At 71.9% G+C, this 18,570-nt stretch carries 17 protein-coding genes; 16 read left to right on the forward strand and 1 reads right to left on the reverse strand.

What is annotated here, in order from left to right:
• Positions 1–448 precede the first annotated feature (448 nt).
• The 5 genes from pyrR to VGB24_RS02245 are packed head-to-tail and all read left to right on the forward strand — an operon-like array spanning position 449 to position 5,489.
• Positions 449–1,003 carry a bifunctional pyr operon transcriptional regulator/uracil phosphoribosyltransferase PyrR gene (gene pyrR, locus VGB24_RS02225; RefSeq protein ID WP_331071324.1) on the forward strand — a complete coding sequence of 185 codons (555 nt, stop codon included), beginning with the start codon at positions 449–451 and terminating at the stop codon, positions 1,001–1,003.
• Positions 1,003–1,980 carry an aspartate carbamoyltransferase catalytic subunit gene (locus VGB24_RS02230; RefSeq protein WP_331071325.1) on the forward strand — a complete coding sequence of 326 codons (978 nt, stop codon included), beginning with the start codon at positions 1,003–1,005 and terminating at the stop codon, positions 1,978–1,980. The genes pyrR and VGB24_RS02230 overlap by 1 nt, the downstream gene beginning before the upstream one ends.
• Positions 1,977–3,275, forward strand: coding sequence for a dihydroorotase (locus VGB24_RS02235; protein ID WP_331071326.1), 1,299 nt, complete (start codon positions 1,977–1,979; stop codon positions 3,273–3,275). The genes VGB24_RS02230 and VGB24_RS02235 overlap by 4 nt, the downstream gene beginning before the upstream one ends.
• A complete protein-coding gene (locus tag VGB24_RS02240) occupies positions 3,272–4,393 on the forward strand; it encodes a 3'-5' exoribonuclease YhaM family protein (RefSeq protein WP_331071327.1) in 1,122 nt (373 codons plus the stop codon). Before VGB24_RS02235 ends, VGB24_RS02240 begins: the two co-directional genes overlap by 4 nt.
• A 22-nt stretch (positions 4,394–4,415) precedes the next feature.
• A complete protein-coding gene (locus tag VGB24_RS02245) occupies positions 4,416–5,489 on the forward strand; it encodes a Ran-binding zinc finger domain-containing protein (RefSeq protein WP_331071328.1) in 1,074 nt (357 codons plus the stop codon).
• Positions 5,490–5,994: 505 nt separating this feature from the next.
• Here the strand turns inward: VGB24_RS02245 and rpsT are convergent.
• Positions 5,995–6,252 (reverse strand): 30S ribosomal protein S20, encoded by a 258-nt coding sequence (gene rpsT, locus VGB24_RS02250; RefSeq protein WP_331025902.1) that lies wholly within the window; start codon positions 6,250–6,252, stop codon positions 5,995–5,997.
• Positions 6,253–6,409: 157 nt separating this feature from the next.
• Between rpsT and VGB24_RS02255 the strand changes: the two genes are divergently transcribed.
• The 11 genes from VGB24_RS02255 (at position 6,410) to VGB24_RS02305 (ending at position 18,440) form a co-directional block, all read left to right on the forward strand.
• Complete coding sequence (locus tag VGB24_RS02255) at positions 6,410–7,075, forward strand: site-2 protease family protein (protein WP_331071329.1); 666 nt, start codon at positions 6,410–6,412, stop codon at positions 7,073–7,075.
• Positions 7,075–7,815: a segregation and condensation protein A gene (locus VGB24_RS02260; protein WP_331071330.1), complete on the forward strand. Its 741-nt coding sequence runs from the start codon at positions 7,075–7,077 to the stop codon at positions 7,813–7,815. The genes VGB24_RS02255 and VGB24_RS02260 overlap by 1 nt, the downstream gene beginning before the upstream one ends.
• Entirely contained in the window at positions 7,812–8,384 is a 573-nt protein-coding gene (gene scpB, locus VGB24_RS02265) for an SMC-Scp complex subunit ScpB (protein ID WP_331025905.1), read from the forward strand. Before VGB24_RS02260 ends, scpB begins: the two co-directional genes overlap by 4 nt.
• On the forward strand, positions 8,359–10,266 hold the full coding sequence (locus VGB24_RS02270) for a pseudouridine synthase (RefSeq protein ID WP_331071331.1): 1,908 nt from the start codon (positions 8,359–8,361) through the stop codon (positions 10,264–10,266). Before scpB ends, VGB24_RS02270 begins: the two co-directional genes overlap by 26 nt.
• A gap of 210 nt (positions 10,267–10,476) precedes the next feature.
• Positions 10,477–11,976, forward strand: coding sequence for a HEAT repeat domain-containing protein (locus VGB24_RS02275; protein ID WP_331071332.1), 1,500 nt, complete (start codon positions 10,477–10,479; stop codon positions 11,974–11,976).
• A 913-nt stretch (positions 11,977–12,889) separates the two neighbouring features.
• The gene (locus tag VGB24_RS02280; protein ID WP_331071333.1) at positions 12,890–13,879 is read left to right on the forward strand and encodes a MoxR family ATPase; all 990 of its coding nucleotides are present in this window, start codon (positions 12,890–12,892) and stop codon (positions 13,877–13,879) included.
• A gap of 5 nt (positions 13,880–13,884) precedes the next feature.
• Positions 13,885–14,844, forward strand: coding sequence for a DUF58 domain-containing protein (locus tag VGB24_RS02285; RefSeq protein ID WP_331071334.1), 960 nt, complete (start codon positions 13,885–13,887; stop codon positions 14,842–14,844).
• Entirely contained in the window at positions 14,841–15,740 is a 900-nt protein-coding gene (locus VGB24_RS02290; RefSeq protein WP_331071335.1) for a DUF4381 family protein, read from the forward strand. Before VGB24_RS02285 ends, VGB24_RS02290 begins: the two co-directional genes overlap by 4 nt.
• Positions 15,737–16,723, forward strand: a complete 987-nt coding sequence (locus VGB24_RS02295) for a VWA domain-containing protein (RefSeq protein WP_331071336.1) — start codon at positions 15,737–15,739, stop codon at positions 16,721–16,723. Before VGB24_RS02290 ends, VGB24_RS02295 begins: the two co-directional genes overlap by 4 nt.
• Positions 16,684–17,754, forward strand: coding sequence for a VWA domain-containing protein (locus VGB24_RS02300; protein WP_331071337.1), 1,071 nt, complete (start codon positions 16,684–16,686; stop codon positions 17,752–17,754). Before VGB24_RS02295 ends, VGB24_RS02300 begins: the two co-directional genes overlap by 40 nt.
• Complete coding sequence (locus VGB24_RS02305) at positions 17,751–18,440, forward strand: tetratricopeptide repeat protein (protein WP_331071338.1); 690 nt, start codon at positions 17,751–17,753, stop codon at positions 18,438–18,440. The genes VGB24_RS02300 and VGB24_RS02305 overlap by 4 nt, the downstream gene beginning before the upstream one ends.
• Positions 18,441–18,570: the final 130 nt, after the last annotated feature.

The raw sequence follows: 18,570 nt of genomic DNA on the forward strand, positions 1-18,570 counted from the left end.
TCCCGTCCGGGGCTTCACCCGCACGTGCACCCCGCCTTCCGAAGCGCGATCGAATTCTCCCCTCTCCCGCTTGCGGGAGAGGGGCCGGGGGAGAGGGCAGCCGAGGAATGCGCCGGCCCAAATCGAAACACCCTGATCCCGTTCGGCAGCCAGCCCACTCACCAAACCAACCTCACGCACGGCACTAGCTCCCTTCCCCCGCGCAGTTTGCTGGGGAAGGGCTGGGGATGGGGGGCGCCCGCCCGCGCACCGCATTGTGCGTATTTCGGGGAGAAGTGCTCCCCCCTGCCGGCGCAGTTTGCCGGGGGATGGGCAGGGGGATGGCCCCCCCTCGAGTCCGCCCCGTGTCGCCTCGTGTTCCGCGTTGACACCCGCCCGCACGACGGGGTAACTTTCGCGGAATCCGCACTCCGTCCCGGACCCCTTCCCGGAACCCAGAAACGCATCGATGGCAGAGTCCCAGCGCCGCACGCTCATGGACGCCGCCGAGGTGGAGCGGGTCCTGGCGGGCATGGCCCAGGAGATCGTGCGCATCACCGGCGGGGGCGACCTGCTGCTGGTGGGCATCGAGCGCCGCGGCGTGCAGCTGGCCGACCGGATCGCCCGGGCGATCTCCGCCGCGGGCGGCGAGGCCCCGGCTACGGGATCGCTCGACATCACCCTGTACCGCGACGACCTGATGAGCGTGGGCCCGCGCCCCGTCGTTGGACAGACGCGGCTGCCCACCGGCGGCATCGACGGGCGGCACCTGGTGATCGTCGACGACGTGCTGTACACCGGGCGCACCGTACGCGCCGGGCTCGACGAGCTGGCCGACTTCGGCCGGCCGGCGCGCATTCTCCTGGCGGTGCTGATCGACCGCGGCGAGCGCGAGCTGCCCATCCAGGCCGACGTGGTGGGCCGGCGGGTGGAGGTGCCCCGGGGCGGACGGGTGGAGGTGCTGGTTCCCGAGGTGGACGGCAGCCTGGGGGTGGAACTGGTTTCGCCGGAGGCGGCCGGCTGATGGCGCACCCGACGGTTCCCTATCTGGGCAAGGACCTGCTGGGGCTGGAAGGGCTTTCCCGCGAGCAGATCACGGCCATCCTGGACACGGCCGACAACTTCAAGGAAATCTCGGAGCGGCCCATCAAGAAGGTGCCGGTGCTGCGCGGCAAGACCATCGTCAACGCCTTCTTCGAGAACAGCACCCGCACACGCATCAGCTTCGAGTTCGCCGAAAAGCGCCTGGCCGCCGACACGGTGAACATCTCCAGCACGGGTTCCTCCGTCGCCAAGGGCGAAACGCTGGTCGATACCGCGCGGAACCTCGAAGCCATGCGCATCGACATGGTGGTCATCCGCCACGGCGCTTCGGGGAGCGCGCAGTTCCTGGGCGAGCGCATCGCCAGCAACGTCATCAACGCGGGCGACGGCAAGCACGAGCACCCCACCCAGGGGCTGCTGGACCTGCTGACCATCCGCGACCACCGCGGCCCGCTCGACCGGCTGAAGGTGTGCATCTGCGGCGACGTGCTGCACTCGCGCGTGGCGCGCTCCAACATCCACGGGCTGCGCAAGCTGGGGGCGCAGGTGGCCGTGTGCGGACCCGCGACGCTGCTCCCGGCGTGCGTCGACGAGCTGGGCGTCACCGTGTTCCGGCGTATCGAAGAGGCGATCGAGTGGGCCGACGTGCTCAACGTCCTCCGCCTGCAGCTGGAGCGGATGAAGGGCGGCTTCATCCCCTCGCTGCGCGAGTACAACCGCGTCTTCGGCGTGACGCGCGAGCGGGTGGAGGCGGCCCCGCGCGATCTCCTGATCCTTCATCCCGGGCCCATGAACCGCGGCGTGGAAATCGACAGCGACGTGGCCGACGGACCCCACAGCGTGATCCTTCAGCAGGTGACCAACGGCGTGGCGGTGAGGATGGCGGTGCTGTACCTGCTGGCCGGCAACGCGCCGGAGCAGTCCACGGCGGTGCGTTCCACGGGGAGCGCCGAATGAGGCCCCTGCTGATCCGGGGCGGCCGCGTGGTGGACCCCTCGCAGAAGCTGGACGCGGTCGCCGACGTGCTGCTGGCGGACGGGCGCGTCGTCGCCGTCGGCGAACGGCTGGACGCGCCGGAGGGCGCCGAGATCGTCGACGCATCGGGCCTCGTCGTCGCCCCCGGGCTGATCGACGTGCACGTGCACCTGCGCGAGCCGGGGCAGGAGCACAAGGAGACCATCCGCTCCGGCGCGCGCGCGGCGGCCGCGGGCGGGTTCACCGCCGTCGTGGCGATGCCCAACACGGATCCCCCGGTGGACGATCCCGCCGCGGTGGGCTTCGTCCGCGCGCAGGGAATCGCGGCCCGCGCCGCACGCGTGTTCCCCACGGGGTGCATCACCGTCGGGCAGCTGGGCGAGCAGCTCACCGAGTTCGGGGAGATGAAGTCGGCGGGCGCCGTGGCGGTGACGGACGACGGCAAGCCCGTCGTCAGCGGCGGGATGCTGCGGATGGCGCTGGAGTACGCGCTGACCTTCGACCTGCCCGTGGCCGTCCACGAGGAAGACCCCACGCTGTCGCGGCACGGGTCGATGAACGAGGGGATCATCGCCAGCCGCCTGGGACTGACGGGCATCCCCAACGCGGCCGAGGACGTGATGATCGCCCGCGACCTGATGCTGGCCGAGCTCACCGGCGGGCGGCTTCACGTGCAGCACGTCTCCACCCGCCGCGGCGTGGAGCTGATCCGCGAGGCCAAGGCGCGCGGCGTCCGCGTGACGGCGGAAGGCACGCCCCACCACTTCACCCTGACGGACGCGGCGGTGGAGGCGTACCGCACCGACGCCAAGATGAATCCGCCCCTGCGCTCGGCCGCGGACCGCGACGCGGTGCGGCAGGGCGTGGCCGACGGAACGCTGTGCGTGATCGCGACGGACCACGCCCCCCACCACTACGACGAAAAGGAGCAGGCCTTCGAGGACGCTCCCAACGGCATCGTGGGGCTGGAGACGGCGCTGGGGCTGAGCTACACGGAGCTGGTGGAGACCGGGCTGACGGACCTGCCCACGCTGATCGAGCGGATGAGCTGCGCGCCGGCGCGGTCGATGTCGCTGGCGGGGCTGGGATCGCTGGCCGCCGGCAGCCTGGCGGACGTGACGATCCTTGATCCCCGCATCGAGTGGACGGTGGATCCGCGGACCTTTCTGTCCATGAGCCGCAACACGCCGTTCGGAGGGCGCCAGCTGCGCTGCCGGGCGGTGATGACCATCGTGGGCGGTAAAACCGCCTGGCAGCTGGAAGGAAAGCAGGGATGAGGGAAGTGGTGCCCAGGCCGTTCCTGCCCCCGCGCGTGGACCCGCGCGCATTCTGCGGGCCGGCGTACCCGTGGCCGCGCGTGTGCGACCTTCGCGATGACGGACGCGAGGTGACCGCGTGCTACGTGGTGCACGGGAAGAACCGGCGCGAGACCAAGGCCGGCAAGCCGTTCCTGGAGTTCGTGCTGGGCGACGCCTCCGGCAGCGTGGCCGCCATGATGTGGGACGACGCCGAGCGCTGCGACCGGCTCGTCGCCGCCGACGACGTGGTGGGCGTGCGCGCCCGCGTGGGCACCTACCGCGAAAAGCTGCAGCTGACCATCAGCTTCATCGAGCCGCTGGAGGTGTCGGACGACGACTTGGCGATGTTCCTTCCCGCATCCCCGCGCGATCGCGGGCAGATGTGCAGGGAGCTGGACGCGCTGATCGCCACCGTCACCGATCCGCCGCTGCGGACGCTGCTGGCGCGCTGCGTGGGAGGCAAGACGCCGCTGGGGCGCACCTTCCGCATCCATCCCGCCGCCAAGCGCAACCACCACGCGTACCTGGGCGGGCTGCTGGAGCACTCGCTTTCCGTCGCCAAGGCGGCGGACCGGATGTGCGCGCACTACCGCGAGCAGGGCGCCGCGCTGGACCGCGACCTGCTGGTGGCCGCCGCGCTGCTGCACGACATCGGCAAGGTCAAGGAGCTGGCGGCGCGCCGCACCTTTTCGTACACGGACGAAGGGCAGCTGCTGGGGCACATCCTGCTGGGGCTGCAGATGGTGACGCGCGAGGCCGAGAGCATCCCCGGCTTCCGGCCCGACCAGCTGCTTCACCTGCAGCACCTGGTGGCCAGCCACCAGGGCAAGCTGGAGTGGGCCAGCCCCAAGATTCCCATGACGCTCGAGGCCATCATCCTTCACGCGGCCGACGAGCTGGACGCCAAGATGAACTCGGGGATGGCGATGGTGTCGGCGCTGGAGCCCGGGGCGTGGACGGGCTTCGACCGGCACCTGGAGCGCGCCCTGTACCGCCCGCCCGAGCCCCTGGCCGACGCGCCGCCCCCGGCGGTGCTGGAGCCCGTTTCCCCGCAGGCGTTCGTGAAGGACGTGATGCTCGACATGTTCCGCGGCTGACGCAACGGACGGAAACCACGAGATGAGCCAACAGAACCCCATCGCCGGCTCGCCGGTGCTGCAGCTGATCCAGCAGCGCGAACAGCTGAACCAGTGGATCGCCCGCCTCGACGAGGTGGCGCCGCAGGCGTCCAGCCGCGCCACCGAGCGCGTGCGCGCCGACTACGCCGACCGTCTGCGCCGCGTCAACGAAGACCTGGCCACGCACCGCGACGAGATCGAGGCCGACCTGCAGGCGCAGCGGGGCGCCTTGGAAGCCGCCGAGCAGCAGCGCTCGCACGCGGCCGACATCATGGACGAGGTGCAGCTGCGGCACCTGATCGGAGAGCTGGACGAGGCCGCGTGGAACCGGCAGCGCCCGGAACTGGAGCAGGCCGTGGCCCGCGCCGACCAGGCGCTGGTGCACGCGCGCGGCGAAGTGGAGCGCCTGCAGGCCCTGGCCGCCGACATCGCGGGCGCCGCCACCCGCGCGTCCGCCGCCGCTCCGCCGCCGCCCGCCGCCGCCGAGCCCACTCCGCCGGCCGCCCCACCCGCGCCAGCGGCTCCGCCTGCCGCCGCCGAGATGGAGGACGACTGGGAGCCGTCGTTCCCCGACGCGGAGCCCGCGCCGGTTTCCCCGGAGTCGCTGGCCCCGGCGGACGAGCCTCCCGCCGCGGCGGGGGGTGCGGACGAGTGGGACCCGTTCGGCGCGGAGTTCGGACCGCCGCAGGAGACGGGCGACGTCGACGAGGGGCTGCCCTGGCTGGAGGGGATCGACGAGGCCGCCAAGACGTGGACGCCGCCTGCCCCTGCGGTGGAGGAGGATGCGGGGCTGGACTTCCTTCGCGACATCGAGGAGTCGGCCCGCACGCCCGAGCCCCCGACGGGCGACCTGGGCGCGGACGACCTGGCGTTCCTCGAGGAGCTGGACCGCGCCATCGGCGCCCCGCCCGCCTCCATCGGTGGAGCCACGACGCCTGTGCCGCCCCCTGCCGCGCCCCCGCCCGCCGCCGCGCCGGGCGGCGCGGGCCGCGCCGAGCCGCTGCTGTGCAAGGAGTGCGGGGCGATCAACGAGCCGCATTCCTGGTACTGTGAGATCTGCGGGTCGGAGCTGTAGTGCGTGAGTGCGTGAGTGCGTGAGTGCGAAAGTGAAGAAGCCCGCCGAATCCGGCGGGCTTCTTTGCTCAAGCAGGGTCGAGCCACCGACTTGACGGAGCACGGCAACAAGGCAGTCCACGAAGGTGGACATCGTGTGGTTGTTGCAGCGAATTCATTCGCCCGTGCAGGCTGGGGCGCGCGCCTACAGAGGAATCCGAGTACCGGGCTTCCGTGCCGCTGCCGCGTCCAGGCTTAGATGTGGCTCAGGCTAGATCCTTCGGCCCGCAAAGGATCGTGTGCGGGTGAGTGCGGTGCGCTTGGGCCTCTGGATGACAGGCTCTCGGTGTACGGGCGAGTGCGGTGCGATTGGGCCTCTGGATGACAGGTTGCCGACGTGACGATTGCTGTCATGCGGCTGGCGCTCTGAATACCAGATTCGCGCACCGATGGCATGTCGGAGGGGACGCGAAAACCCCGCCGACCGGTGGGGTCGGCGGGGCATCGGTGCTCCGAAAGTACTTGGATCAGGCCGCGATGGCGGCGATCCGGGCGCTCAGGCGGCTCTTGGCGCGCGCGGCCTTGTTCGGATGGATGATGCGCTTGCGGGCAGCGCGGTCCAGCAGCGAAGCGGCCTCGCGGAACGCGGGAGTCGCGTCATCGGCGCTCGTCGCGGAACGCACCTTCTTCAGCGCGGTGCGCAGACGCGAACGGAACTGACGGTTGCGCTCGGCGCGGACCTCGTTGGTCCGCATCCGCTTCTCGGCGGACTTGACGTTCGGCAAGGCTTCTCCTCCAACGGAATCGGCGCCGCCCGGCACCGAAAGGTTTCGTAGCTGTCCAGAAAACAGGAAGCCCCAACATTATGCCTTCAAGCCCCGTCTGTCAACCCCGCCAGCACGCCGTTTTGACATCTTCTCAGGCCACGCGTAGCTTGCGCGCATGCAATTCGACCTCGAAGCCGTTCTTCTTGCTCTTCCCATTCTGCTGCTGTCCCTGACCGCGCACGAGTTCGCCCACGCCTGGGTGGCGCTCAAGCAGGGCGACGATACCGCGTACAAGCAGGGCCGGGTGACGATGAACCCGGCCGCGCACGTCGACATCATCGGCACGCTCGTCTTCCCCGCGCTTGCCATCGCCAGTGGAATGCCGCTGCTGGGGTGGGCCAAGCCGGTGCCGACCAATCCGGCGAACTATCGCAACTACAAGCGCGGCGACATCCTGGTGTCAATCGCGGGAGTCTGCGCCAACGCGATTCTTGCCGTCTTCTTCGCCCTGGTGGCGCTCGTCCTGTTTTGGGCGCTTGCCGCCACGTCGGGAGCCGCGAGCGACACGCTCGGGATCGCCTTCCAGATGGCGCTGTATGGGGTGATCGGCAACGTGGGGCTGATCATCTTCAACCTCCTGCCCATTCCGCCGTTGGATGGGTCGCACGTGATGTATCACATGCTTCCGCCCGACGCCGCCGCGTCGTACCGCCAGATCTACCCGTACGGCTTCATCATCCTGTGGGCGCTGGTGCTCACGAATGCCCTCGACATCCTGTGGCCCGTAATCCGCGGGATCTCGAGGGTGCTGCTGGCGCCCATCGGCATACCGCTGCTCTGATGGAAACGGTCGCGGCGCAGGACCCGTTCGACGTCGACGTGGAGCGGTTCCATGGGCCGCTGGACCTGCTGCTGCACCTGATCCGCAACCAGGACATCGACATCTTCGACATCCCCATCGCGAAGATCACCGAGCAGTTCCTGGCGGCCATCCGCGCGGTGGAGCACCTGGAACTGGAACGGGCGGGGGAGTTCCTGGAGATGGCGGCCACGCTGGTGCGCATCAAGGCCCAGATGCTCTTTCCCCGCCGCGTGGACGACGAGGAAACCGAGGACCCGCGCGCCGACCTGGTGCGCCGCCTGCTGGAGTTCGAGCACTTTCGCGAGGCCGCGCAGCTGATGGAGCGCTCCGAGCGCGAGCGCGCCCGCCTGTTCGCCCGCGGCTTCGTGGAGGCGCGCCCCGCGCCCCGCCTGGCCGACCTGCCGCTGGATACGCAGTGGGACGAGGTGTGGGAGGCGCTGGTGCGCCTGGGCGAGCGGCTGAACGCGCCCGAGATCGTGCACCACGTGCGCGGGCGCGAGGTGAAGATGGAAGACAAGATCCAGGAGATCATGGCGCTCCTGGAGCAGCTGCGGCGCGTGGAGTTCGCGCGGATCGTGGAGCCGTGGGGCACGCGCATCCACGCGGTGGCCTCGCTGCTGGCCTGCCTGGAGCTGGCCAAGCGTAGCGTCGTGCGCGTGCGGCAGGCCAGCCCCTTCACCCCGCTCTGGATCTATCACGCCAGGGACGAGGCGGCGTGATCCGCCCCAGCCGCGTGATCGAGGCACTGCTGTTCGCCAGCGAGTCGCCGCTTTCCCCGGCAGACCTGGCCCGGGCCGACGAGGCGCTGGACGAGGAGCGGGTAGAAGCCGCCATCGCCGAGCTGCGGGCCGAGTACGACCGAGAGGGGCGCGCGTTCACCGTCTTCGAGGTGGGCGGGGGATATCAGCTGCTCACGCGGCCGGAGTTCGCGCCGGTGCTGGAGCGCTTCGACTCCGTTCCCGGCGCGCAGCGGCTCTCGGGGCCGGCGCTGGAAACGCTGGCCATCATCTCGTACCGCCAGCCCGTGGGGCGCGCCGAGATCGAGGAGATCCGCGGCGTGGGCGCGGGCGGCGTTCTGAAGACCCTGCAGGAGCGGGGGTTGATCGAAGTGGTGGGCCGCGGCGAAGGGCTGGGCCGCCCGCTGCTGTACGGCACTACGCCCTTCTTCTTGCAGCATTTCGGCTTCCGGAGCCTGGCAGACCTGCCTCGCTCCGAGGAGCTTCCCGTCGTGCTGGCGCGGCGGGACGAACCGAGGGACACGAATGGCGAAGCAGCCGGGATTTCTTAAGCGCGGCGAGTCGCTGCGCCTGCAGGCATTTCTCTCCCGCTCCGGCCTGGCCTCGCGCCGCGCCGCCGAGGAGATGATCGAGCACGGCCGCGTAAAGGTGAACGGCGCCGAGGTTACCGCGCAGGGCACGCGCGTGGTGGCGGGTGTGGACCGGGTGGAGCTGGACGGGGTGGAGGTGAAGGTGGCGCCCACCACCTGGCTGGCGCTGCACAAGCCCACCGGCTACGTCACCACCCGCCAGGACCCGTTCGGCCGCCGGACCGTCTACGAACTGATCCCGGACAAGTTCCACGGCCTGTTCCACGTGGGCCGGCTGGACCGCGACAGCGAGGGGCTGCTGCTGCTGACCAACGACGGCGACCTGGCCAACCGGTTTCTTCACCCCAGCTTCGGCATCACCAAGGAGTACGACGTCATCGCCAGCGGCAAGCCGACGGACGCGGCGCTGCGCCAGCTGGTGGAGGGCGTGGAGCTGGAGGACGGCGTGGCCCAGGCCGAGTCCGCCCGGCTGATCGGACCGGCGGGGAACGGGCAGTCGCGGCTGAAGCTGGTGCTGCGCGAGGGCAAGAAGCGCGAGGTGCGCCGGATGCTGGAGGCGGTGGGCCACCCCGTGCTGCGCCTGGTGCGCCGCCGCTTCGGGCCCATCGACCTGGGCGAGCTCCCCGAGGGCAAGTGGCGCGTGGTGCAGCCCGAGGAACTGGTGCAGGTGCGCGACGCGCAGGCCAGCCCCAAGGGCGCCCGGCGTACCCCGGCGGGGGACGCGGATGCTCCCAAGGCCAAGCGCGTGCGCACCGCCGACGCCGAGGATCGGCCGGCGCGCGGCAAGGCCGAGCGGCCGGGCCGCAAGGACGCGCCGCGGACCGCGCGTGGAAAGCCGGAGCGCGACGAAAAGCCGGCGCGCGGGCGCGGGCCGGAGCGGGGCGCGCCGCGAGGACGCTCGTTCGATCGCGAGGAGGCTGCCCCGCCGCCGCGCGAGCGCACCCCGATCACCATCGATTGGGACGCGGAGGAGTGGGGCGACGCCAAGCCGCGCGGCGGCGACGCCCGGCCCAAGCGGGGTGCATCCACCCCCTCCCGCGGGGCCGATGAACGCCCGGCGGCACGCGGCAAGACAGGTACGGGACGCGGATTTTCGGAAGACCGCCCGGCGGGTGGTCCGAGAACGGGCGCGGGACGTGGAGCCCCGGATCGCCCGTTTCTCCCGAGCGATCGCGACCGTCCGGCGGGCCGTGGAGGATCGGACCGCGAGGATCGTCCTCGCCGCGACTTCCAGGATCGGGATGACCGCCCGGCACGTGGGGGAGCCGATCGGCCTGCACGCGGTGGGACCGATCGCCCGGCGCGTGGGCCAGCGGACCGACCGGCGCGTGGGCCAGCGGACCGGCCGGTGCGTGGCGGAACGGATCGTCCCCGGCGCGACTTCCAGGACCGCGACGACGGCCCGGCACGCGGGGGAGCCGATCGCCCCCCACGCAGCGGAGCGGATCGCCCGACCCGTCCTACCGACCGGCCGAAGAAGGGGCCGGTGGACTGGGGCACGCGGGCGCCGCGGCAGGACCGCGATCAGCCTGCATCCCGTGGCCCTCGGCCGGGTCCGGGCCGCCGCCCGGTGGATGACGACGACGATTTCGTGACGGAGCGCCGTCCGCGTTCGGCACGGCCAGGGCGGGGCGGAGGCGGTCCGCAGCGTGACGGGGCGGTGCGCGCCGGCGATCGTCCGGCGGGGGCGCGCCCGGGCGGCAGGCCTGGCGGCGCGAAGCCTACCGGCGGCAAGCCCGGCGGCCGCAAGCCGGGCGGAGCCAAGCCCGGGAACAAGCCCGGAGCCAAGCCGCAGGGCCCCGGCAGGCGTCCCGGCCAGGGCGGAGGCAAGAAGGGCCGCTGACGATCCGCCCGGCAGCCGCGGCATGAACTACGGCTGCCGGGTATCCACCGGATCGCGGCACTTGTGGTGCGCCCGCGCCGGCACCATCCTGCATGCCGATGCACCGCAGTATCCATCCGGGCGGGCCGACGGGACCTTCCGCCACGGAGACGAGAGCGCACCGAGCGCCGAGCACCCATGCCGCCGCCAAACACACCCTCGCGACAACTCGTGGACCTCGCCAAGGCCTTTGCCCTGGGCGAGTTCTACCCGCTCACGCATCCCACGCTCACCCAGGCCCTGCTGAGCCTGGCGACCACACTGCTCTCCACGGGCGAATACCTGGAGATCCGCCTCTCGCCCGCCGGGGTGTCGGTGAACGGCGGGCACGGCCCGCGGTCGGGCCACGTGGACCGCTTCGTCCATCGCCTGGCGGAGCACGGCGTGTCGTCCATCGCCCTGCGCCACGACGTGGGCGCCGAGTCGCTGGGCCGCTTTTTGTCGGCGGTCGCGCTTCCGCCGCGGATCGCCAAGGCGGCCGGCGGGCTGGGCGGTGCGATGGCGGCCGCGGGGGCGGCGCGCGTCGCCCTCAACGGGCACTGGATCCAGCCGCCGCCCGTGGTGGTCGGCGCGTCCGCGGGAGGCGGGAGCAAGGTCGAGGGGCTGGAGCCGGGGATCGCGCTGTGGAGCGCGCACGACATGTACGAGCAGGTGCGCGACTCCGCGGTGCGCGTGGAGCACGAGAACACCGACGAGCTGCGCCGGCTGATGCGCGAAACGGCGACCGAGTCCGAGCGGCTGGCCGTGCTCAACCGGCTGGAATTCGTGGCGCAGTACTGCGTGTCGAAGGAGATGATGGACCGCGTCGTGACGCTGATCCAGGACCTGCGCCACGACGCCGAGGAGCTGCGCGGCCGGAACCCCGCCGCACGCGGGATGGTGATGCTGGCGATGCACCGCGTGGCCAACCGCGCGCTGATCGAGGAGCTGGTGACGCGGCTGGGCAAGGCGCGCAGCGAGGACGAGCGCGCCTCGCTCCGCGCCACCCTGCTTCACATCGGCGCCGACACGGTGTCGCCGCTGGTCCGCTCGCTCGTGGCGGCGACGGACGTGTCGGCGCGGCGGGCGTATCGCGACGCGCTGGTGGCGCTGGACCAGGTGGGCGTGCCGCTGCTGGAAGACATGGTGGGCGACGAGCGCTGGTTCGTGGTCCGCAACATGGTGGGCATTCTGGGAGAGATCCGCAGCGCCGATGCCGTGGACCACTTCCGCCGCACCATCGAGCACTCCGACGCGCGCGTGCGCCGCGAGACGATCCTGGCGCTCTCCAAGATCGGCGGCGAAGAAGCGGTGCCGCTGCTGGCCAAGGGGCTGAACGACAAGGAGCCCAGCCTGCGGGCGGCGGCGGCGCTGGGGATGGGGCTGACCAAGCTGGCGACGACCGTCACGCCCCTGCTGGCGCGGCTGGCACAGGAAACGGACCAGGACACGCAGGTGGAGGTGATCCGCGCGCTCGGCCGGGTGGGCGATGCGCGTGCCGTTCCCGTCCTTGCGGAGCGCGCTTCGGCGGGCGGATTCTTTCACCGCACGCCGGCCCCAATTCGCGTGGAGGCGGTGCGCGCCCTGGCCGACGTGGGGGGCGAGCCGGCCCGCGCGGTCCTTCAGCGGCTGCTGAAGGACCGCAACGACCAGGTGCGCGAGGCGGTGTTCGCGGCGCTCGCGAAGGAGTGACGCCGCGCCGCGGCACTGTTCTTTCTGGCACAACCGCCGCGGCCCCGCATCAGGCCGCGGCGGTTCGTCATTGTGGGCCGTTTGCGATGCTGGCACGGAGGGCACAGAGGCCCTGTCATCCTGAGGCCCAAGCGCGCCGGACTAGCCTGCACGCAATCCCATGCGGGCCGAAGGATCTAGCCGAGGACACGTACAAGTCGGGGCGCGGCAGCGGTCACGGAGGCGTGGGCCTCGGCTGCCGTGGGGCCCTCACCCGGCCGCGCTGACACGCGTGCCACCCTCTCCCACAAACAGCGTGGGAGAGGGGGTATACTTCGGGATCGGGAGCGCGTCGGCTGGGTGTGGTGCACGGGCCGGCGCCCCCCATCCCCAACCCTTCCCCCGCAAACTGCGCGGGGGAAGGGAGCCAGTAGAGTGCGCTACGTCAGCCGAAGCGCGATTCAGATCTCCCCCTCCCCTGCGCAGCGGGGGACGGGGGCCGGGGGGAGGGGGCTCCAGAGGTATGCGCCGGCAGCCTGTCGACGCGCGACCGAAGTTCTCCTCTCTCCCGCGCAGTTTGCGGGGGAGAGGCCGGGAGAGGGGGCGGCCGAGGCGCGAGCGACAGTCTGGATCCTCCGGTGCGAAGTCCGGCCGAGTCTCGGGCTGTCGGCCCGCTGTCGCGCCCAGGTTTGGAAGTGGTTCAGGGCTAGATCCTTCGGCGCGCAAAGTGTGGAGTGCGGGACGGTGCGGTGTGCCTGCGCCTCAGGATGACAGACGGTGTGCCCGCGCCCGAGGATGACATACGCGCGCGTGGAGTTTGGCTTCTACCATAGTGCGGTGTGCTCGCGCTTCACGATGACAGACGGTGTGCCCGCGCCCAGGGATGACAGATGTCCGTCGCTTCGACCCGATACATGAAATCGAACTAGCACGCATGACACAGCCGTCGCCGTACGCCCCGCCGGGCGCCCCTCCCCGGGCCGCGTTCCTGGACCGCATCATCCACGAGATGCACCGCCGCGTGGTGGGGCAGGACTACATGGTCGAGCGGCTGCTCATCGGCCTGCTCACCGGCGGCCACGTGCTGTTCGAGGGGCTTCCCGGCCTGGCCAAGACGCTCGCCGTCCGCACCCTGGCCGACACCTTCGACGCCACGTTCGCGCGCATCCAGTTCACGCCGGACCTGCTCCCCGCCGACGTGGTGGGCACCACCATCTACAACCAGCGCACGGGCGAGTTCGTGCCGCACCGCGGCCCCATCTTCGCCCACATCGTCCTGGCCGACGAGGTGAACCGCGCGCCCGCCAAGGTGCAGGCCGCGCTGCTCGAGGCCATGCAGGAAAAGCAGGTGACCATCGGCGGCGAAACGTATCCGCTCCCGACGCCGTTCCTGGTCCTGGCCACGCAGAACCCCATCGAGCAGGTGGGCACCTATCCGCTTCCCGAGGCGCAGGTAGACCGCTTCATGCTCAAGGTGCGCGTGGGCTACCCCACACGCGAAGAGGAAAAGGAGATCCTGCGGCGGATGTCCACCGGGGCCGAGATCCCCGTGGAGCCCGTCGCCACCCCGGCCGACGTGCTGGCGGCGCGCGAGGCCATCGGCGGGCTGTACCTGGACGAGCGCATCGCCGACTACATCCTTGACCTGGTGGCGGCCACCCGCGAGCCGAAGCGCTTCGGAGCGGGCGAGCTGGCGCCGCTCATCGAGTACGGCGCCTCGCCCCGGGCCACGCTCGCGCTGGCCGCCTGCTCGCGCGCCCACGCCTACCTGCGAGGCCGCGGGTTCGTGACGCCTGAGGACGTAAAGGCCATCGCGCCCGACGTGCTGCGCCACCGTATCGTCACCACGTACGAGGCAGAGGCCGAAGAAGTCACCTCCGAAGACATCGTCCGGCGCGTGCTGCGGGCCGTGCGCGTCCCCTGACGCCGATGTCGCTGCTGTCCCGCTTCCGCCGGTCCGCACCGCCCGCGCCGTCCCCGGACGATGCGCGGCCCCCAGCACTCGCGGACGTGATGCGCCAGGTTCGGCGCATCGACCTGCGCACGCGCGGGCTCGTGGCATCGCAGTTCAGCGGCGAGTACCACTCGGTGTTCAAGGGGCAGGGCATCGAGTTCGTCGAGGTGCGCGAGTACGTGCCAGGTGACGACGTGAGGACCATCGACTGGAACGTCAGCGCCCGCACGGGAACCACGTACGTCAAGAAGTACGTGGAAGAGCGCGAGCTTACGGTGCTGCTGGCCGTAGACCTGTCCGGCTCGCAGCGGTTCGGCACACGCGGGCGGTTCAAGAGCGAGATGGTGGCCGAGGTGGCCGCCACGCTCGCGATGTCGGCCATCCGCAACAACGACCGCGTGGGATTGATGGTGTTCACCGACCGGGTGGAGGCATTCGTTCCGCCACGGAAGGGACGCCGCCACGTGCTGCGCATCATCCGCGACCTGCTGGTGTTCCGCCCCGCGGGGCAGGGAACGGACCTGGCCGCCGCGCTGCGCCACGCCGTGCGGGTGATGCGCTCGCGCTCCATCGTCTTCCTGATCAGCGACTTCCAGCTTTCCGAGGCACGCGCCCGGTTCGAGACCGCCATCTCGCTCGCCGCCGCGCGCCACGACGTGGTGCCCGTCGTCCTCGGTGATCCCGCGGATGGCACCATTCCCGACGTGGGCGTGCTGAGGATGAGGGACCCGGAGACCCGGGACCTCGTCTCGGTGGACACGGGACGCGACACCGTGCGGACGCGATTCGCCGACGACGTGCGCGACGAGCGTGCGGCGCTGACGCGGACCTTCCGGCGCTTGGGCGTGGAGCCGATCGAACTGCGCACCGACGCACCCGTGTCCACCGCCGTCCTCTCGTTCTTCCGCCGCCGCGAGCGCCGCCTCCGGCGATGAGCCTCCTGCGCGCCGCCGCGTGGGTGCCGCTGGCGCTCGCGTGCGCGACCCCCACCCATGCTCAGCCATCCGCCGTACAGGTGGGAGTCGATCCCGACACGGTGACGGTCGGCGACCGCTTTCGTGCCGCCGTGTTCGTCCCCCTGGCGGGCGGGCAAGTCACCGTCGAGTTGCCGCCCGCGCCGGACGGCCGCTGGCAGACCGTCGGCGAGGTGCAGCGGACGGACTCCGCCGGGATCGCGCGCATCGTCATTCCCATGGTCGCGTGGGTGCCCGGGCCCGGGGGAAGCGCACAGGGCGAGGTGCGGCTCACCGCGCGGGATGGCACGGTGAGCGCCGTGCCGATCGCCATCCCGCTGCCGTTCGTCCGCGCGGTGCTTCCGGCGGACTCCACCCGTCCGCGCGGGCCGCGTGATGTCGTGGACGTGCCGGGAGCGCCGCTGCCGTGGGCGTGGATCCTGGCGGCGCTGCTCGTGCTGGCGCTGCTGGCGGGGTGGATGTGGATTCGGCGCAAACGTGGCGGGCCGCGTGTGGCGGCGGATGCGCGGCAGCACGCGCTGGCGGAGCTGGACCGGGTGCGCGCGTCGGGACTGGCCGAGGCAGGCGACCTGGAGGGCTTCTACGCGCGGACGAGCGCCGTGCTGCGCGAGTTCATGGCCTCCACCGATCCCACGCTGGGGGTGGACCTGACCAGCCACGAACTGATGGACCGCCTGTCGCGCAACGGCTCGCGGCCAGACGATCTGGAGCGGCTGGCGGATGTGCTCGCCGACGCTGACCTCGCCAAGTTCGCGCGCCGCGCCCCGTCCGCCGGCCGCGCGCTGGACGACTGGAGTGCGGCGCGGTGGTGGGTGGAGTCCTTCGGCCGCCACGGCGCGGCGGGGGGCGGCGAATGAAGCTGCAGCTCGCGAACCCGTGGGCGCTGCTGCTCTTGCTTTTGGTTCCCGCCTGGCTGTGGTGGATCCGCAGGCGCCAGCCGGCCGCGCTCACCTTTGCGCGCGCCGGGACGCTGGGCGACGCGGCGGAAGGGCGAGGCTCGTTCCTGGGCATATTGCCCGACGCCATGCGCGCGGGCGCCTTCGCCTGGCTGGTGATCGCGCTCGCGGGGCCGCGGACGGGCGCCACGGTGGTGCACGACGAGACGGAGGGCATCGCCATCGTGGTGGCGGTGGACGCATCGGAGTCGATGCTGGCGGAAGACATGCGCCCCCGGAACCGGCTGGGCGCGGCCAAGCAGATCATCGCGCGCTTCATCCAGAGCCGCGAGCACGACCGCATCGCCCTGGTGGCGTTCGGCAGCGAGGCCATGACGCGCGTGCCGCTGACCCATGATCACGCCGAGCTGCTGCAGTCGCTGACCGCCATCCGCGGCGCCGAGCTGGGCGTGGGCACCGCGATCGGCGACGCGCTGGCGGCCTCGGCCAACCGGCTGCGGCGCGCGCCCGAGAAGTCGAAGGTCGTAGTGCTGATGAGCGACGGCGTGAACAACAGCGGCGCCGTGGCCCCGATCGACGCCGCCCGCGCCGCGAGGGCCTTGGGCATCCGCGTGTACACCATCGGCGTGGGCACCGACACGGCGGGGCGGCGGCAGGCGGCGGAGGGGGGCGAGCGGGTGCGCTACGTCCTGCGCCAGGCGCGCATCGACGAGGGCACCATGGCCGACATCGCGCGGACGACGGGCGGCCGCTACTTCCGCGCGAGAGACACGGAGGCGCTGGGCCGCATCTATCGCGAGATCGACCGCATGGAGCGCACGCCGGTGCAGACGCGGCGCTACGTGCGGCACCGCGACTGGTACCTGCCCTTCCTGCTGGCCGGGGCGGTGCTGCTGATCCTGGAATGGCTCTTTCGCGCCACCCGATGGGGGAGGGTGCCGTGATCCGCTGGGCCGACCCGTTCCTGCTTCACCTGATCCCGCTCTTCCCTGCGCTGCTGGCCGCCGCGCTGCTGCTGTGGTGGCGCAGGCGGCGCGACGTGGCCGAGGCGCTGGGCGACCCGGCGCTGGTGCGGCGGCTGTCGGGAACGGACCTGCGCGCCTTCCCCCGCCGCCGCGCCGCGCTGCTGATCCCGGCCGCCGCGCTCCTGGGGCTGGCCGCCGCCGGCCCGCGCTGGGGCGAGGTGCGTGTGGACGGCGTTCCGCGTGGTGACGTGGTGCTGGTGCTGGATGCGTCCAACTCCATGCTGGTGGAAGACGTGCGGCCCAACCGGCTGGAGCGGCAGCGCGAGATCGCCCGGACGCTTGTCCGCCGGCTGGAGGGCTCGCGCGTGGGGCTGGTGGCCTTCGCCGGGAGCGGCCACGTGCTGACGCCACTGACCGACGACTTCAGCGCGTTGAATCTCTACCTCGACGCCGTAGGACCGGACATCGTGCACCAGAGCGGGTCGTCGCTCTACTCGGCGCTGGCGGAGGCCGTCAACCTGCTCGACGTCCCCGGCGCGGGGGAGAACCCGGGGTCCATCGTGCTGATTACCGACGGTGAGGCACTGGAGCCGTCGAGCATGGTCGAGCTGTCGCTGGAGCGGGCCGTGCGCCGCCGCGTGGCCATCCACACGGTGGGCCTTGGCACCGAGGCGGGAGGCCCCGTCCCCAACGTGGACCCCGAGACGGGGCGCCGCCGCGGCTTCAAGCGCGATCCGGAGACACGCGAAACCGCGGTCTCGCGCCTGGAGCGGCCGCTGCTATCCGCCATTGCCCGAACGACGGGCGGCACGGTGCAGGTGATGCCGAACGCGCAGGCCGTGGCGGCCCTGGCGAACGCCGCCGCGTCCGGCGGGCGGGGTCCGGGTGGGGGAGACTCGCATCCCGACAACCGCTACGAGTGGTTCCTGGCGCTGGCGCTCGTTCTGATCGCCGCGGACGCCTTGGCCGAGCACCGCCGTCCGCGCCCCCGCGCCGAGGAGCGCCCGTGACGACGCGCCTGCTGACGATCTTCGTCCTGCTCGCGATCGGCGGGGGAGCAGTGGCGGAGGGCAACCGCCACTACCGCGCGGGCGACTACCGCCGCGCCGCGGCCGCGTACTCCCGTGCGCTGGCGGATGGAGATTCGTCCGCCGCGGTGCGCTACAACCTGGGAACGGCGCTGTTGCGGCTGGGGCGCAACGACGAGGCGCGCCCGCACCTGGAGGCTGCCGGCCGTGCACGGGCGCCGCGCCCGCCGCTCCCTTTCCGCGCGGCCTTCAACGCCGGGAACGCGGACCTGGCCCCGGTCGCCGCCGGCCAGGTGCCGGACGAGGAGCGCGTCCCCCGGCTGACGCGTGCCGTGGGTGCCTACCGCCGCGCCCTGCTGTCGGACCCCGGCGATGCGGATGCCAAGTGGAACCTGGAACTGGCGCAGCGGCTGCTGGGGCGGGAGAGCGGGGGCGGGGCGAACGACGACGAGAACGACGATCCGCAGCCGCAGGGCGGGGGAGGAGGCCAGCAGCCCTCGCCCGCCGCGCCGAAGCCGCAGCCCAGTCCGTCGGCGGGTGACGATGGCCCCATGACGCCCCAGCAGGCGGAGCGCATCCTGTCCGGCGCCGAGCAGCGCGAGCAGGGGGTGCAGCGGCGGCAGCTGAAGAAGGACCAGGAGCGTCTTCACGGGGTGAGGGACTGGTAGGCATGGTTCCGTGGGTGGGCGGGCGCCCCCCATCCCCAGCCCTTCCCCCGCAAACTGCGCGGGGGAAGGGCGCCAAGCCCCGTCGCCGAGCCCCCGGTTGACAGCGGCCCACCCCCGGGGCTAGATTCTC

Source organism: Longimicrobium sp. (genome assembly GCF_036399935.1).
Taxonomy (GTDB): Bacteria; Gemmatimonadota; Gemmatimonadetes; order Longimicrobiales; family Longimicrobiaceae; genus Longimicrobium.